A 15,405-nucleotide genomic window follows, 5' to 3' on the forward strand; every position below is an offset into this window, starting at 1 on the left:
CGACCGGGGAATATGTCATTGCAGGCATAGCAGCCCGCTGGGGCAGCAAGGAGACAAAGCGCAAAAAAGCCGGCGCACGCACCGGCTTTCAGTTTGGCAGGGAAAGCGCACTAGCCCGCAGCGGCCAGCAAGGACTGGCCCAGCCAGCCATTGTCTTCCACACCGGGCAAGGCAAAGAAGTAGCCACCACCAAAAGGCTTGATGTATTCCTCCAGCGGCTCGCCATTCAGGCGCTGCTGGGTGGCAATGAAGCCGGTCTGCAAATTGGCCTGGAAGGAAACAAACACCAGCCCCATGTCCAGCTGGCCGGATTTGGTCAGCCCCAGCGAATAGCTGTAGCTGCGGCGCAGCAACCTGGCATCGTGGCGGCCATGCAGGCGCGGTTCGGCGCGGCGCATGTGGGAATCCAGCGGCACCTGCTGGCCATGCGGGTCGGCCGCAAACTGCGGGTCGTCAAACTCCTGTTTTTTGCCCAGCGGCGCACCGCTGTGCTTGTCGCGGCCAAAGATACCCTGCTGCTCACCCAGGGGCGTGCGGTCCCACTGCTCCATGGTGAAACGGATCAGCCGTACCACGGCATAACTGCCGCCTCTGGCCCAGGCGGGTTCCTGGTCCTTGTCGCCCACCCACACCAGCGCATCCATCTGTTGCTTGTCCGACGTCTCGGGATTCCCCGTACCATCCTTGAAGCCGAACAGATTGATCGGCGTGCTGGCATGCCGTACCGCTGCGGCAGGCTGGAAGCCATCCATTTTCCAGCGCGCGGCCAGTTTGTCAGGGCAATGCTTGATGATGTCACGCACCGCGTGAATCACGGTTTCGCGGGAATTGGCACAGCATTGCAGCAGCAGGTCGCCGTCGCACCAGGCGGCATCCAGCGCGTCGTTGGGGAAGGCAGGCATGGCCGTGAGGTGTCTGGGGCGCAGTGCCTGCAGTCCGAAGCGCCCATCAAACAATGAAGCGCCCAGCGCCACGGTGATGGTAAGCGCGTCCGGCGACACGGTATCGCCCAGCAGGCCGGAGTCCGGCGGAGGCAGTTTGGGCGCATCCACCGGGGCCGGGCCACCCTGGGTCAGGAAGGCAATGCGCCGTGTCAGCAATTGCAGGGTTTCCTGCAGGCCCTTGCGGTCGCGGGCCAGGACGTCAAAGGCGATGAAAATGGCTTCTTGCGGCGTCGGGGTTGTCACCCCGGCCTGATGCACACCGGCAAACGGCACGCGCTGCGCTGCAGGGTCTGGTGATGCCTGCAGCTTCAACCAGCCACCCGCCCCCACGGCCCCCGCCAGCACACCGCCGCCAAACAGGCCGGCACCACGCAGCAGATTGCGCCGCTGCCTGTCTGGCTGGCTGCCGGATGCGGACAGGGTATGGTTATTGTCTTGTTCTGTCATGAGTGAAATCAGTCCCGATGATGCTTGTTCGATGCTTACTCGACGATCAGCACGCCATGCGGATTGCTCAGCAGGCCGCAGGTCATTTCGTATTTGCCGGGTTCCAGTTTTGCCGTCAGCTTCTGGCTGAAGCCGGGCGCGATGTTTTCCCGCTCCTCCACCACATACACGCCTTTGAGGATTTCCCACTCCACGGCGCGCGCGCTGTTGTTCTTGATCAGGAACTGGGTTTTGCCGCGCTTGACGGTCAGTTGCATGGGTTCGCAGGCTTCATCGTTGACGCCGACATTCACAACGGGAATGGCCGGTGCAGTGGCCACAGCAGCAGGGGCTGCGCCTTGCTTGCCGCAGGCCGCCAGCAATACCAGCATCACACACGGTGCCAGGGTTTTGAACATGAGTATTTCCTGAATGCTTGCAATGCTTGCTAGTGGCAGCCGGCTTACTGCTGGCTGCCCGGCATGGCTGATTGCCGCCGTGGGTCAGGTCACGGCGGCGGCAGTTGAATCAATCCAGACCCAATACGCCACGCAGCTTGGACAGGTCTTCGGCCAGTGCCGTGATCGGGCCCTTCATCGCGGTGCGGTCGGCGTCGGTCACCTTGTCGTAGCTGACAAAGCCTTTTTTGTCCTCACTACGGTATTTGTCCAGCAGGCCGTCCACTGTCTTGAAGTTTTCATCCACCTTGGCCAGCAGGTCCGGGCTGGCTTGTTGCAGCAGCGGGCGCAGCAGTTCGACAATTTTCTGCGCCCCGTCCACATTGGCCTGGAAGTCCCACAGGTCGGTATGGCTGTAGCGGTCTTCTTCTCCGCTTACCTTGGTCTTGGCCACTTCTTCGATCAGGCCTGCAGCGCCACCCACCATCTTGGCCGGCGGAATGTCCAGTGTGGCCACGCGCTTGTTCAGCTCGGTGATGTCAGCCACCAGCTTGTCGGCATACTGGGCCTGGCCCTTGGTGGTGTGGTCACCAAACAGGGCTTTTTCCAGGCGATGGAAGCCGGTGAACTTGGGATCGGCCGCTTTTTGCTTGAAGTCGTCTTCACGGGCGTCGATGGCAGAGTCCATGTCGGAGAACAGCTCGGCAATCGGCTCGATGCGTTCGTAATGCTGGCGGGTGATGGCGTACAGGCCTTGCGCCTTTTTAAGATCACCGGCCTTGATGGCGGCGGCAAAGGCCTTGGACTGGGTCAACAGGCCTTCCAGCTCGCTGCTGACATATTTCTTGTATTCAGCAATGGGGGCTGCCAGTTGCGTGCTGTAATCCACGGCAGGAGCGGATGCCGCTGCCGCCGAAGCCGCGGCCTCTGCTACAGGAGCGCTGCCTGCAGCATCAGCCGACGGCGCATCCCCGGTTTTACCGCATGCCGCCAGCGTGGACAGCAGCAAGGCCAGAACGGACAGCTTGCACAGGGAAGTCTTTTTCATCAGTCAACTTTCTTCAGGATGGATAAACGGGGATTTCAACGGGAGGACAACGAGGCGGACGACACACTGGCCACCGGCTTGCCATCACGCAGGAACAGAAACAGTGCCGGCAGCAGGTAGAGCACCCAGGCCAGCAGCTCGCTGACCGTGGGGGTGTCGTCATAGCCGAACATGCCAGAGAGGATGACGCCCAGCGGTGTATCCACCGGCAGCACACGGCTCAGGTCGATCACCACTGCTTGCAGCTGGTTCCACAGTCCTGCCTCGTGCAAGGCCTTGACGGCACCGGCCAGCAGCCCGGCGGCCACCAGGATGATGAACATGCCGGTCAGGCGGAAAAAACGACGCAGATTGATGCGCACCCCGCCCTGGTAAATACCCCAGCCCATGGCCGTGGCTACCAGCAGGCCCAGCAAGGCGGCCAGCCAGGCCAGCGGATTGCTGCTTTGCTGCTGCACGGTGGCCAGCAGGAAGAACACCGACTCCAGCCCTTCCCGCGCCACGGCAAAAAAGGCCATGCCGACCAGCGCATAAGCCTGGCCGCGGCCACGGCTGAGTGCCGCATCAATGGAGTCCTGCAACTGGCCCTTGATGGAGCGGGCGGCCTGCTTCATCCAGAACACCATGGAAGTGAGAATGCCCACCGCAATCAACGCGACGACAGCTTCAAACAGCTCCTGCTGCTTTTGCGGGAATTCCTGCTCGGTCAATTCCAGCACCACGCCCACGCCCAGGCTGAGCAGGCAGGCCAGCACCACCCCCAGCCATACCGCAGGCATGAAGCGCTGCTGACCGGACTGACGCAGATAGCTGGCGATGATGCCGACAATCAGTGCGGCTTCCATGCCTTCGCGCAGCATGATGAGAAACGGGATAAGCATGATGATGTCTTTGCGGATTAATGTAAATGCGAATCATGCTCATTATCAATTGAACTGTCAACGCCAATTCTTGTCGTCATCCCGCGCTGCAATACTGCTTAACAATTTGCCCAAACCGGGCAGCCATAAAAAAAGCCGGTCGGCACCAGACCGACCGGCAGGCAGCCAGGGGCTGCAGGCTCCGTTACAGCGTTAACTCAGCATTTCCATTTCAGTATTTCCATTTAACCGAGACACTGGCATTGACCGGCGCAGCATAGTAGGACTGGTCCCAGTACACGCTGGTCAGGTATTTGCGGTTCAGCACGTTGTACAGGTTTGCCGCCACGGTCAGGTGTTTGTCCACGTCGTAGCTGGCCATCAGGTTCCATACCGAATACCCGCCCTGATAAGCGGCGGACGTGCTGCTGTAACGCGTTTCGCTCTGGTAGTTCAGGCTGGCACCCAGTTTCAGCTGCTCCAGCTGCGGTACGCGCCAGGTGGTGGACAGCCGTAGCTGACGGCGCGGGACATACAGGCGCACATCCTCGCCGTTCTGGCCGGTAATCTGCTGTGCCACCACACCCAGGCTGGCCTGCCAGTTGTGGGCCAGCTCGCCGGACAAATCAAACTCCACCCCGCGCGACTTGGCCGAGATGCCACGGTAGTAAGCCTTGCTGCCGACATAGCCGGCCTGTTCGGCAATATTGTCCTGCTCCACTTCAAACAGCGACAAGGCAGTGTTCAGACGGCGTTGCAGGAACTCACCCTTGAGGCCGATTTCCTTGCCTGTGCCACGGGCGGCGGCCAGTGTGGCACCGCTGGCATCGGTCTGGGTTTGCGGATTGAAAATCTTCGACAGGCTACCGTAAGCGGAAATCTCGCTGTTCAGGTCCACCACCAGGCCGACATAGGGCGAGGTGGCCGACTGCTCCAGCGCATGGGCCACGCCATAGCTGGCACCAGTGGAGCTGGCCTGGGTGTAATTGGCACCCAGCAGCAGCTTGACCGGGTCGGCCAGGTTCAGGCGTGTTGCCGCGTAAACGGTCTTGCGGGTGTCCACATAGCTGCTGCCATCCACGCTGGCGTCAAAGCTGGGCGTGGCATAGCTGCCATTGAATGCACTGTTGCCAAACAGTTCGGTACCGATGCCTTCGCCGTAATGACTGATGTCCGTCATGCGTGAGCGTGACAGGTTCACCCCGAAATTGAAGTCATGCTGACGTCCGGCCAGTGCGTACTTGCCACCCAGATTGCTGTCGAAATACACCTGCTTGTTACTGCTGTCATACAGCGAGGGATAGGCATACAGCCCGCCACCGCTGCTCTTGTTGGGCGTGCCGTATACATAGAACAACGCACTGTCGGTATCTGCCTGGTTGTAGCCCAGCGTGCTCTTCCACTGCCAGCCGTTGTCCAGCGCATGCGCCAGCTCGGCAAACACCCGTTGATCCGTGGTGTTCAGATAGGACCAGCTGGCCGAGGTGCTGGTGCCTACCGGGTAATTGGTCGGTGTGCCGTCGCTGTACGCCATGGGCAGCGCACCCCACATGGCGCCCTTGCCTTCCTGTTTCTGATAGCTGTAGCCCACGGTCAGCGTGGTCTTGTCGCTCAGCTTGTTGGCCAGCACACCGTAAAACACATCACGGGACGGCTGGTAGCGGTCCAGATAGGAATGGCCATCCTCATGCGCCGCCACTACCCGGCCGCTGACCGTACCTGCCTCGTTCAGCGGGCCGGACACGTCCACGTCCAGCCGTTTGGTGTCCCACGAACCAATGGTGAGGCCGGCCGAGGCCTGGAAGTCGTCAGTCGGGCGCTTGCGGATGAAATTGACCGTGGCGGACGGATTACCGGTGGAGCTGGACAGGCCATTGGCACCGCGCACGATTTCCACCCGGTCGAACATGGCCATGTCGATGTCGCCATATTGCAGGCCATAGGTCATCGGCACGCCAATGCCGTCCATCTGGAAATTGGTGATGTCAAAACCGCGGGCGGTGTAATACGTCCGGTTGGTTTCCACCTTCTCCACCGTCACCCCGGTGGTATTGGCCAGTACGTCGTTGATGGTAGCCAGCCGGAAATCTTCCATCTGGGCATGCGTCACTACCGAACCTGCCTGCGGGGTTTCCCGCGGGCTCATGTTGAGCCGGGTGGCCGAGGTGCTGTGCTTGATGGTGTAGGTTTCCTGCTGATCGGTGGGTAGCTGGGTGCTGACCGCCTCGGCCGATACCGACACCGCGGGCAGAACGGCAAGCCCGCCCGCCTTGTCGCTGGATGTGGCCGCCGTTGTTCCATCATCGGCCAGAGCCTCGCCGGCCACACCGGCAGCAGCCAGCCACACAGCCAGGCACAAGGGACGCAGGGTAAAACCGGGAATTCGGGAATGACGGGCAGCAGCAGGCCGGTGAACTTGCATGGGGTAAATATCCAGAATGTTAAAAAACGGAAATGAGTACGCTTCTTCAAATGCGAATGGTTCTCGTTTTTATTTTCTGCATGACATTTACCTGCTGTCAATCATCTTTACATCGGCAATTCACACCCTCTGCCGCGCTGCAAGTGGATGTCTCTGAATTTATTGCTATTGATTCGCATTTGCATATACACTGCGCAGCCATCACCCGGCCATGCCCCACGGCAAGTCCGATGATCACCGCCCGTCACAGGCAGGCAAGCAATCCTCCCTCACCCCGATGGCAGCAGACATGAAACCGCATTTCCGACAGAACTTGGTCCTGATACACCGCTGGCTGGGCCTGACCATGGCTGGTTTCCTGCTGCTGGCAGGCTGTACCGGTGCCGTTCTGGCGTGGAACGAGGAACTGGATCACTGGCTGAACCCGGAGCTGTTCTACAGCAAGGCACCCACTGCAGCAGCCCGGCCGCTGGACCCCTTGCTGCTGCGCCAAAACGTGGCACAGGCATTTCCCGACGCGCAGGCCAATACGGTGCCGCTGGCACAGGAAGCAGGCAGAAGCGTGATTTTCTGGCTGTCCGGCCGGATGCAAGCCGATGGCACGCTGAGCGAGCCTGCCAATGACCAGATATTTGTCGATCCTTACAGCGGGCGGATTCAGGGTGCACGGCACTGGGGCGACATCAGCCAGGGCAAGCAAAACCTGATTCCCTTCATTTACCGCCTGCATTACTCGCTGGCACTGGGGGATTGGGCCGGCACGGTGTTTGGCATCATCGCCCTGTTGTGGACTGTCGATTGCTTTGCCGGGGCCTGGCTGACATTCCCGGCTCCCCAGCGCAAAAACGCGGCCGCCCTGCCGACAAAAGCAGGCAAAAGCTGGCGGCAACGCTGGGCAGTGTCCTGGAAAATCCGCCGTGGCGGCGGCAGTTACAAGCTGATATTCGACTGGCACCGTGCAGCCTCGCTGTGGCTGTGGGCCATGTTGCTGGTGCTGGCCTGGAGCAGTGTGTCCTTCAATCTGCCCGCCGTGTACAAGCCGGTGATGCAGGCGCTGTTTGCCAGCCAGCCGGAACCCGGCCTGCAAGCTGCGGTGCGCCCGGGCGGGCAAGCGCCAAAACTGGGCTGGGATGCTGCCCGCACGCGGGGCCGTGCGCTGATGACGGCGCTGGCAGCACGCAAGGGCTTTGTCATTCTGGAAGAAGATGACCTGAGCTACGACGCGCGCAGCGGACTCTACAGCTTCAGCACGCGCAGCAGCCTGGATGTGAGTCGGCGCTGGGGCAGCACGCTGGTTTACTTTGACGGCGACAGCGGTACCGAACGCGGGGCATGGCTACCGACGACAGAGGCCAGCGGCGACACCATCCGCAGCTGGCTCACCAGCCTGCACATGGCGGCAATCGGCGGCCTGCCTTACAAGCTGTTCATCATGCTGCTGGGGCTAGTGGTGGGTTCGCTCAGCGTGACTGGCGTGGCAATCTGGTGGAGGAAACGGCGTGGCCGGCAAAGCCAGGCCAGAGCACGGCAGCAGCAGTCATTGACGCTGCAGGATGCGGAGCAAGGCTGAATGTGCCGCTCAGTCCGCCGCCTGCCGTCTGGCATTCTTGTGGCGGTACATCAGGGTGTCGGCCTGCTCGATGGCGGCTTCCACCGTCCAGCGTTGCGGCGGCAGTGCCACCACACCGACGCTGGCACCGGCGTAATCCAGCTGATGCTCGCCCAGCTGGTAGTGCCCGGCAATCAGCTGCTCCAGCCTTTGCTGGGTGCGCAGGGCCGCATGTTGCGGGTCGCCCTGCTGCGGGCCGGGGCCGATGAACAGGAATTCGTCGCCACCCAGCCTGCCAATGAGGTCGCTGCCACGCAAACCACCCTGCACGCGCCGGGCAATGGCCTGCAGGAATTCGTCGCCGCCCTGATGACCATAACGGTCGTTGATCTGCTTGAAACCATCCAGATCTATCACCCCCACCAGGGTGGACACACCACTGCGCTCGGCCTGGGCCAGCAGGCGTTCCAGCTCAGCCACCATGGCGCGGCGGTTGGGCAGTCCGGTCAGCAGATCGGTCAGCGCATGGGTAGCCAGTTGGTCGTTGGCAGCCTGCAGTTTTTCCATCAGCACTTCGCGCTCGATGAAATTGCCGACGATATTGGCAAACAGGCGGAACAGCGCTTCCACCTGCTCGGTAATCTGCACCGTCCGGGTGCTGGCAGCGCACAAGGTGCCCAGCAGCTGCCCGTCGGTATTGCTGATCGGCGCACTGACATAAGACTGGATATGCAAACTGGCGGCAGCGGTGGAATCGCCCCAGCGCTGCGGCACGCTACTGCAGGCCAGCTGGCCGCTATCGAGCGCACGCTTGCACAAGGTGTCCTCCCACTGCACGGTGAGTCCCTCGGCAATGTCCAGCTCGCCGCTATTACGCGCAAAGCGGATGCGCTGGCTGTGGCCGTCCAGGTCCACATCGGTGAGGTAGGTGGACTCCATATTGGTAATCATTGCCAGCATTTCCAGCATCGGGCGTACCAGCTGATCGATGGTCTGTGCCGTGTTCAGCGAGGAGGACAGCTGCGACAGGATTCGATCCATTCCCATTCCCATACCCGATTCAATTTCAATGACGAGGAAAACCGCACCCAGCACATGCACGATGTGGAATAAACATATTCTAGTAGAAACACTTAGTTTATTCACCTAAAAGCGTGCACAACACCAAGCAACCTTATTGCAACTGTGGCTTTACCGATATGCACCCTGCCACGGCCGGCAGCTTGCCCACAGCACTGCGACAATATGCCGCAGTCGCGCATGCGGTGACCTTCTTACAATGGCCACCGGATATCACTGCTGCACGGTGCAGCCAGCAGCCTGCACAAGCCAGCTGCAGCAGCGCCGGTGACGACGAAACAGACTACCGGCGCCGGCGCCAATGCGTTAGCATCCTGCCTCCGCGCCAGGGTGCCATATACAACCGTTTTACTTACCCGATAACAGGAGTTGTCATGCAAGCTTCCATCCGCTCTACCTTGCTGGTGCTGGCCACCAGCCTGCTCACCACCACGGCAGCCTGGGCTCATGCGCATCTGAAAGCTGCCGAACCGGCCGCCAACAGTGTGGTCAGCAGCCCGGCCAGCCTGAACCTGAGCTTTTCCGAAGCACTGGAAGTGAAGTTCAGCGGCATCAAGCTGAGCAATGCCGACAAGCAGGACATTGGACTGGGTGAACCCACGCTTGCCAATGGCGGTAAAACCCTGACCGTCAAACCGGCCCAGCCGCTGCCTGCCGGCAACTACAAGCTGGAATGGCATGTGCTGTCGACCGATGGGCACAAAACCAAAGGCACTTACAGCTTCAGCGTTGGCAAGTGAGCATGGCTGAAGGCTTGCTGTGGCTGTGCCGCTGGCTGACTGATGGCGCAGCCATGTGGCTATGGGGCAGCAGCCTGTTTGTGCTGGCGCTGCTGCCTGCCGCATTGCGCCAGGACTTCTGGCAGCAGCAGGCCATCTGGAATCGGCGTGCCGCTCGCGCCCTGCTGCTGGCCACCCTGTCGGCCCTGCCCTTGCACAGCGCAATACTGGGTGATGGCTGGTCCGACAGCTGGCAAGCGGCCAGCCTGCTGGCCGTGGTGCGTGACAGCGGCATTGGCCATGCCTGGTGCTGGCAGTTGCTGGCAGCGCTGGCACTGTGGCTGGTAACAAGCCGTGCGGGCCATCGCCATACACTGGCTGCCACCGCAGGGCTGAGCGCCCTGCTGCTGGCCAGTCTTACCCTGAGTGGACATGCCGCCATGCAGCAGGGCTGGCCGGGGCTGCTACACCAGGGTAATGACTGGTTGCACCTGCTGAGCTGTGCAGCCTGGCTGGGTGCCTTGCCGCTGGTGCTGCAATTGCTGCGTCAGCCACCTGCTGCACTGCATGCCGCCCTGCCAGGCATCCTGCGCCGCTTCTCTACCACCGGTCATGCGGTGGTGCTGGTGGTGTTTGCCACCGGCCTTGGCAATCTGTACCTGATCAATGGCAGCCTGTTGCCGGACACGCTGTCCGCCTATGTCATGCTACTGGGCCTGAAGCTGCTGCTGGTGGCCGGCATGACCGTGCTGGCGCTCTACAATCGCTACCATCTGGTGCCGCGCATGCCGCAAGGGCTGCCCTGCCTCAAGCGCGCCATCTGCCTGCAAATTGCCTTGTGCCTGCTGGCCCTGGCCCTGCTCGCAGTACTGGGTACGCTGGACCCGCACCAGGCCAGCTGGTAAGGCTGCACCGTTTCCGTATCATCGGACATTACACCCTGGCGAATCAGGCAAGAGATCGCCAGCAATGGGCTACCGTCGCCCGCCTCCCCTCCCTTAGGCTTTGCACACATCGCGGACCGGCTGTCAGCAGCCGGCCCTGCCCTTGCGTCAACCTTCTGATTCGTGGAATGCCATGTCTTTGCCAGCCCCTCTTGCCGCCCGCTCCTGCCATGCAGCCGTGCTGTCCATGTCACTGTGCGTGGGCTTGCTGATTGCCGCCGAATTCTTGCCGGTCAGCCTGCTGACCCCGATTGCCGCAGACCTGCACACCAGTGATGGCATGGCCGGTCAGGCCATTTCCGTGTCCGGGCTGTTTGCCGTATTTGCCAGCCTGATGGTGGGAAAACTCATCGGCCAGCATGACCGCAAACCGGTGCTGCTCTGCCTCACCGCGCTGCTGTTACTGTCGGTGCTGCTGACAGCCCTGGCAGACAGCTTTGCCGTGCTGATGCTGGCGCGAGCCCTGCTGGGACTGGTGATTGGCGGGTTCTGGTCGCTGGCCACCGCCACGGTGAGCCGACTGGTGCCCGCTGAACAACTGGCCGCGGCGCTTGGCACGCTGTATATGGGCAATGCGGTGGCTTGCGCTTTTGCTGCCCCTGCCGGCAGTTATCTGGGCGGCATCATCGGCTGGCGCGGCGTGTTCTGGACGCTGGTTCCGCTGGTGCTGCTCAACCTGTACTGGCAGTGGCGCAGTCTGCCAGACCTGCCGGCACCAACCGGTCAAACTGCCGCCAACCCGCTGACCCTGCTGTCCTTGCGCCATGTGCGATACGCACTGGCCGCAGTGATGCTGACCTTTGGCGGCGCATTTTCCGCCTTTACCTATTTCCGCCCGTTTCTGGAGCAGCTGACCCGGGTCAGCCTGCCACAGTTATCACTATTGCTGTGCGGTCTGGGGCTGGCCGGTTTTGTCGGCACCCGCAGCGCCAGTGCCATGGTGGAGCGTCATCTTTACCCGCTGCTGGGCCTGCTGCCATTGCTGCTGGCCTTGCTGACTGTGGGCTTGCTGCTGACCGGCAGCCTGTTGTGGCCGGTTGCCATGCTGCTGATGTTGTGGGGGCTGGTGAATGCTGCCATTCCGGTGTGCTGGTCTGCCTGGATGGCACAGGGTGTCGCCGGTGAGGCCGAGCGCACCGGCGGGCTGATGGTGGCCGCCATCCAGCTGGCAATCCTGTGTGGAGGTGCGGTTGGCGGCGTCCTGCTCGACCAGTGGTCCATTCATGCCACTTTTCTTGTCAGTGCCGGGCTGTTGCTGATGGCGACCTTGCTGGCAGGCGGCGGCAAGCGGCTGCGCCCGCTGAACGCATGACAGATAACAACACAAGCCATTGTATTCATTAAGAATTTATCCAGATCAGCACCGCGCCCGCCGGTCAAAACCTGGTCAAAACCCACACCACCCTGGCTCTTGCCAGATCACATCAGGAAAGGAAGCATGATGAAACACGCCCTGGCACTATGCCTGTCCCTGCTCGTGCTCAGCCCGCTCAGCCGGGCCGATACCGCGGCCGATCAAACCAGCTCCGTCAGTCAGCAGAACGGGCCGTCCGCCAATCTGAACGATGCCTTTTGCACGGCCGGCACCCCCTGCGCCGTGGTGAAGCAGCGCAATGCCGGGCTGCACTGAAGCCTGGCAGCAGACGCAACAAGGCCCTCGGCATGCCGGGGGCCTTGTTGTATCAGACGATCATTCAGTCGGCGCGCTGGCTGCCAAGCGGAGCCTGCAGGTTTGCCGCAAAACGGCTGCGCATGGCGTCAAGGCTGGCCTCATCCAGCCCCATGGCACTGTAGAACGCCAGCGGCGCACGGTATTTCATGCCCACATACAATGCGGAGGCTTTCATCGGCGACAGCACTTCGTCCATGGTGGCTTCGATCAGCCCGGCAGGGCTGTAAGTAAATTCAGTGGCACCGGCGGTGGTGACAATCTGCAATTCCTTGCCATGCAGTGCCTTGCCTTCCGGGCCAAATGCCCAGCCATAGGTCCACACCTGGTTCAGGTAGGCCTTGAGCATGGGCGTGGTGTTGAACCAGTGGGTCGGATACAGGTAGATGATGCGGTCTGCCGCCTCATGTGCCTGCTGCTCGGCTGCGATATCAATTGCATTGCTGTCAGTGCCGTACAGCTGGTCCAGGTGACGCACGGTCACCTTGTCCTGGGCTTCGGCCACCTGTTGCAGCGCCTTGATGGCGACGGATTGTTGCGGCGTGGGGTGAGAAACGATGACGAGGGTTTTCATGTGATGTCCTGTTGAAAAAATGAAATGTCAGACGGGCAGCCCGGCCAGCAGGAAGGCCTGGCAACTGGCGGAGGCATGGCGGTGGCCGATGATGCTTTGGTAGTCCGGCGAGTGGTACCAGGCCTGGGCGGCCTCGGTGCTGTCAAAGCGGACAATGAAAAACCTGCCCTGTACGGCCGGGCCTTCCACGCTGTCCACCTCGCCACCGCCTACCAGCAGGCTGCCATGATGGGCGGTCACGGTTTCCAGCACTTTTTCCTGATACGGCAACATGCCTTGCGGGTCGTGAATGGCGGTGACATTGAAAACGAAATAAGCGGGGGTCTGCATGATGTGCTCCTGAACGGGCAGCCCTGTGCAATATGGGCCAGCGCCACCCGTGGTGTTGAATAAGGGCTCTGGGCTTGTCAATGCGCCAGCCATGCGGGACTGGCGGATGCGGATAAAAGGCTTACAGGCTGGCTTCGAATACCTGACGGCTCAGGGTCAGGCTGACGTCCCCCTGCTCGCCCAGCGCCGTCATGCCGTGGACTTCCAGCTGCCGCACCAGAGCGTCGATATCGCCAGGGCCGATGCCGTAGTCACGCAAGCGGGTTTTGACGCCCAGGCTTTCAAAAAAGCTACGGGTGCGGGCGATGGCCTGGCTGATGCGCTCTTCCTCGCTGCCTTCGTTGATGTGCCACACACGGCTGGCGTACTGCAGCAACTTGGCATGCTTGCCGGCCCGGCGGGCTTGCAGCATGGAAGGCAGCAGTACCGCCAGTGTCTGGGCATGATCGAGGCCATGCAGGATGGTCAGCTCATGTCCTACCAGATGGGTGGCCCAGTCGTGTGGCACACCGGCACCGATCAGGCCGTTGAGCGCCTGGGTGGCGGTCCACATGAAATTGGCGCGCGAATCATAATCGGCCGGCTCCAGCACCACCTTTGGCCCCAGCTCGATCAGCGTTTGCAGCAGGCCTTCGGCATAGCGATCCTGCACGCGTGCGTCTACCGGGTAGGTCAGGTATTGCTCCATCACATGGGTGAAGGCATCCACCACCCCGTTGGCCAACTGGCGGGCGGGCAAGGAGTAGGTTTTTTCCGGGTCCAGCACGGCAAACTGCGGAAACACCAGCGGGGAGGCAAAAAATGCCTTGGTCTTGCTGGCTTCATGGGTGACCACGGCGTTGTGGTTGGTTTCTGAACCGGTGGCTGCCAGCGTGAGCACCGCGCCCACCGGCAAGGCGCTTTTCACCACTTGCCCCATGCTGGACAGAATGTCCCAGGCGTCGCCCTGATAAGGCGCGGCAGCGGCCACAAACTTGCTGCCATCAATCACCGATCCACCACCCACGGCCAGCAGGAAATCAATGCCCTGCTCGCGCACCAGTGCGACGGCACGCATCAGGGTTTCATAGCGCGGATTGGGTTCGATGCCACCGAACTCATGCACCACATGGCCGCTCAAGGCCTGGCGCACCTCGGCCAGCGTGCCATTGCGTTCGGCACTGCCACCGCCGTACAGCAGCAACACCCTGGCATCCGCCGGCAGCAAGCTGCCAAGTCGCTGGATGCTGCCTTTGCCGAACACCACACGGGCAGGATTGAAATACTCGAAATTCAACATGTTGCGCTCCTGTCTTGAAGCCAGTCACAACCGCGTGGCCAGCAGATGGAAGGCATTATGCAAGGCCATACTCACAACAATAAGTAGACTACTGGTTGAGTATTTATTAACCTTGATTTGATTTTGATTCACTGCAGGAGCGCAGCATGGACTTGTCGCAACGGGTGCCTTCGGTACTTTCCTTTGTCACTACCGTCGAAACCGGCAGCTTTGCCGCTGCGGCTCGCCAGCTGGGTATCAGCAATGCGGCAGTCAGCAAGAACGTGGCCGGGCTGGAACTGGCACTGGGTGTGCGCCTGCTGAACCGCACCACACGCACCCTGAGCCTGACCGAAGAAGGTGCCGCCTTCTTGCGTCAGGCCCGCATTGCGCTGGATGCGCTGGACGCGGCAGTGGATGCCATTGCCACCCAGCGGCTGGAAATCAGCGGCCCGGTGCGCATTTCAAGCAGTGCGGCATTTGGTCGCGACCATCTGCTGCCCGCCCTGCCCGGCCTGCTGACCCGTTACCCGCAACTGGCGGTGGAAGTGGATTTTGACGACCGGGTGGTGGATCTGGTGGGCGGCGGCTACGACCTGGCAATCCGCGGCGGCCATATTGCCGACTCAGCCCTCGTTGCGCGCCCCATCTGCCATCTGCGCATGGTATTGGTGGCCTCGCCCACCTATCTTGCACAGGCTGGCATACCACGCTCGCCTGCCGAGCTGACACAGCACCGGCTGATCACTCGGCGCTTTCTGGGCGGCAAGGTATCGCCGTGGAATTTTCGTGATGCCGATGGCCAGATCACCACGCTGGATGTCTCGCGCAGCTGCCTCACCCTGTCCGCCCCGGAAGCACTGACCGACGCGGCGCGCCAGCATGCCGGCATTACCCAGGTGGGCGTGCACCATGCCTGGCCTTATCTGGAGCGTGGCGAGCTCAAGGTGCTGTTGCTGGGCCAGCACGACCCCGGTGCTTACGAACTGGTGCTGCAATACCCGCACCGTGCGCTGATGGCACCCCGGGTAAAGGCCTGCATCGACTACCTGCTGGCACAGTTTGCTGCCACGCCTGCCTTGCATGTGCCATTGGCGGCACTGGCCGCCCATACTGCCTGAGTGCTTGCCTGATGTTGCGCAATCCTTGCCTGATCCTGCGTCAGCAGGAAAATCGGGCAGACA

General features: G+C 61.4%; 14 protein-coding genes and 1 pseudogene. 6 read left to right on the forward strand and 9 right to left on the reverse strand.

Going from position 1 to position 15,405, the window contains the following annotated elements:
- Nucleotides 1–110 precede the first annotated feature (110 nt).
- The 5 genes and pseudogenes from efeB to DKK66_RS18460 all read right to left on the reverse strand — a co-directional run bounded on the left by efeB (nt 111) and on the right by DKK66_RS18460 (nt 6,098).
- Entirely contained in the window at nt 111–1,391 is a 1,281-nt protein-coding gene (gene efeB / locus DKK66_RS18440) for an iron uptake transporter deferrochelatase/peroxidase subunit (protein WP_131360381.1), read from the reverse strand.
- Between the two features lie 41 nt (nt 1,392–1,432).
- A pseudogene (locus DKK66_RS18445) lies at nt 1,433–1,795 on the reverse strand (cupredoxin domain-containing protein); the annotation flags it as partial.
- Nucleotides 1,796–1,898: 103 nt separating this feature from the next.
- Complete coding sequence (gene efeO, locus DKK66_RS18450) at nt 1,899–2,816, reverse strand: iron uptake system protein EfeO (protein ID WP_131360385.1); 918 nt, start codon at nt 2,814–2,816, stop codon at nt 1,899–1,901.
- A gap of 35 nt (nt 2,817–2,851) precedes the next feature.
- Complete coding sequence (efeU, locus tag DKK66_RS18455; protein ID WP_131360387.1) at nt 2,852–3,697, reverse strand: iron uptake transporter permease EfeU; 846 nt, start codon at nt 3,695–3,697, stop codon at nt 2,852–2,854.
- Nucleotides 3,698–3,908: 211 nt separating this feature from the next.
- On the reverse strand, nt 3,909–6,098 hold the full coding sequence (locus DKK66_RS18460; protein WP_131360389.1) for a TonB-dependent siderophore receptor: 2,190 nt from the start codon (nt 6,096–6,098) through the stop codon (nt 3,909–3,911).
- Nucleotides 6,099–6,387: 289 nt separating this feature from the next.
- Between DKK66_RS18460 and DKK66_RS18465 the strand changes: the two genes are divergently transcribed.
- A complete protein-coding gene (locus DKK66_RS18465) occupies nt 6,388–7,668 on the forward strand; it encodes a PepSY domain-containing protein (protein ID WP_165494228.1) in 1,281 nt (426 codons plus the stop codon).
- A gap of 9 nt (nt 7,669–7,677) precedes the next feature.
- On the opposite strand, the gene DKK66_RS18470 is transcribed toward DKK66_RS18465, so the two are convergent.
- Nucleotides 7,678–8,688: a sensor domain-containing diguanylate cyclase gene (locus DKK66_RS18470; protein WP_131360393.1), complete on the reverse strand. Its 1,011-nt coding sequence runs from the start codon at nt 8,686–8,688 to the stop codon at nt 7,678–7,680.
- Nucleotides 8,689–9,101: 413 nt separating this feature from the next.
- On the opposite strand from DKK66_RS18470, the gene copC reads away from it, so the two are divergent.
- The 4 genes from copC (at nt 9,102) to DKK66_RS18490 (ending at nt 12,020) form a co-directional block, all read left to right on the forward strand.
- Nucleotides 9,102–9,467, forward strand: coding sequence for a copper homeostasis periplasmic binding protein CopC (copC, locus tag DKK66_RS18475; RefSeq protein ID WP_131360395.1), 366 nt, complete (start codon nt 9,102–9,104; stop codon nt 9,465–9,467).
- Between the two features lie 2 nt (nt 9,468–9,469).
- Complete coding sequence (copD, locus tag DKK66_RS18480) at nt 9,470–10,351, forward strand: copper homeostasis membrane protein CopD (protein ID WP_207389815.1); 882 nt, start codon at nt 9,470–9,472, stop codon at nt 10,349–10,351.
- Between the two features lie 172 nt (nt 10,352–10,523).
- A complete protein-coding gene (locus DKK66_RS18485; protein ID WP_131360399.1) occupies nt 10,524–11,702 on the forward strand; it encodes an MFS transporter in 1,179 nt (392 codons plus the stop codon).
- A gap of 126 nt (nt 11,703–11,828) precedes the next feature.
- Nucleotides 11,829–12,020 (forward strand): hypothetical protein, encoded by a 192-nt coding sequence (locus tag DKK66_RS18490; protein ID WP_045844931.1) that lies wholly within the window; start codon nt 11,829–11,831, stop codon nt 12,018–12,020.
- 64 nt (nt 12,021–12,084) lie between these two features.
- Here the strand turns inward: DKK66_RS18490 and DKK66_RS18495 are convergent, their stop codons facing one another.
- The 3 genes from DKK66_RS18495 to DKK66_RS18505 form a co-directional block, all read right to left on the reverse strand.
- Nucleotides 12,085–12,633 (reverse strand): NAD(P)H-dependent oxidoreductase, encoded by a 549-nt coding sequence (locus DKK66_RS18495; RefSeq protein ID WP_131360401.1) that lies wholly within the window; start codon nt 12,631–12,633, stop codon nt 12,085–12,087.
- A 27-nt stretch (nt 12,634–12,660) separates the two neighbouring features.
- Nucleotides 12,661–12,963 carry a DUF1330 domain-containing protein gene (locus tag DKK66_RS18500; RefSeq protein WP_131360403.1) on the reverse strand — a complete coding sequence of 101 codons (303 nt, stop codon included), beginning with the start codon at nt 12,961–12,963 and terminating at the stop codon, nt 12,661–12,663.
- 121 nt (nt 12,964–13,084) lie between these two features.
- Nucleotides 13,085–14,242: an iron-containing alcohol dehydrogenase gene (locus tag DKK66_RS18505; protein ID WP_131360405.1), complete on the reverse strand. Its 1,158-nt coding sequence runs from the start codon at nt 14,240–14,242 to the stop codon at nt 13,085–13,087.
- 146 nt (nt 14,243–14,388) lie between these two features.
- On the opposite strand from DKK66_RS18505, the gene DKK66_RS18510 reads away from it, so the two are divergent.
- On the forward strand, nt 14,389–15,342 hold the full coding sequence (locus tag DKK66_RS18510; RefSeq protein ID WP_131360408.1) for a LysR family transcriptional regulator: 954 nt from the start codon (nt 14,389–14,391) through the stop codon (nt 15,340–15,342).
- The last annotated feature ends 63 nt before the right edge of the window (nt 15,343–15,405 follow it).

Source organism: Aquitalea sp. USM4 (genome assembly GCF_004328945.1).
Lineage (GTDB): Bacteria > Pseudomonadota > Gammaproteobacteria > Burkholderiales > Chromobacteriaceae > Aquitalea > Aquitalea pelogenes.

Excerpts from the sequence above, each read along its gene's own strand:
- copC (WP_131360395.1), top strand. The coding sequence starts at position 9,102 with ATGCAAGCTTCCATCCGCTCTACCTTGCTGGTGCTGGCCACCAGCCTG.
- DKK66_RS18490 (WP_045844931.1), top strand. The coding sequence starts at position 11,829 with ATGATGAAACACGCCCTGGCACTATGCCTGTCCCTGCTCGTGCTCAGC.
- efeB (WP_131360381.1), bottom strand. The coding sequence starts at position 1,391 with ATGACAGAACAAGACAATAACCATACCCTGTCCGCATCCGGCAGCCAG.
- DKK66_RS18510 (WP_131360408.1), top strand. The coding sequence starts at position 14,389 with ATGGACTTGTCGCAACGGGTGCCTTCGGTACTTTCCTTTGTCACTACC.
- efeO (WP_131360385.1), bottom strand. The coding sequence starts at position 2,816 with ATGAAAAAGACTTCCCTGTGCAAGCTGTCCGTTCTGGCCTTGCTGCTG.
- DKK66_RS18495 (WP_131360401.1), bottom strand. The coding sequence starts at position 12,633 with ATGAAAACCCTCGTCATCGTTTCTCACCCCACGCCGCAACAATCCGTC.
- copD (WP_207389815.1), top strand. The coding sequence starts at position 9,470 with ATGGCTGAAGGCTTGCTGTGGCTGTGCCGCTGGCTGACTGATGGCGCA.
- DKK66_RS18500 (WP_131360403.1), bottom strand. The coding sequence starts at position 12,963 with ATGCAGACCCCCGCTTATTTCGTTTTCAATGTCACCGCCATTCACGAC.
- DKK66_RS18485 (WP_131360399.1), top strand. The coding sequence starts at position 10,524 with ATGTCTTTGCCAGCCCCTCTTGCCGCCCGCTCCTGCCATGCAGCCGTG.
- DKK66_RS18460 (WP_131360389.1), bottom strand. The coding sequence starts at position 6,098 with ATGCAAGTTCACCGGCCTGCTGCTGCCCGTCATTCCCGAATTCCCGGT.
- DKK66_RS18465 (WP_165494228.1), top strand. The coding sequence starts at position 6,388 with ATGAAACCGCATTTCCGACAGAACTTGGTCCTGATACACCGCTGGCTG.
- DKK66_RS18505 (WP_131360405.1), bottom strand. The coding sequence starts at position 14,242 with ATGTTGAATTTCGAGTATTTCAATCCTGCCCGTGTGGTGTTCGGCAAA.
- efeU (WP_131360387.1), bottom strand. The coding sequence starts at position 3,697 with ATGCTTATCCCGTTTCTCATCATGCTGCGCGAAGGCATGGAAGCCGCA.
- DKK66_RS18470 (WP_131360393.1), bottom strand. The coding sequence starts at position 8,688 with ATGGATCGAATCCTGTCGCAGCTGTCCTCCTCGCTGAACACGGCACAG.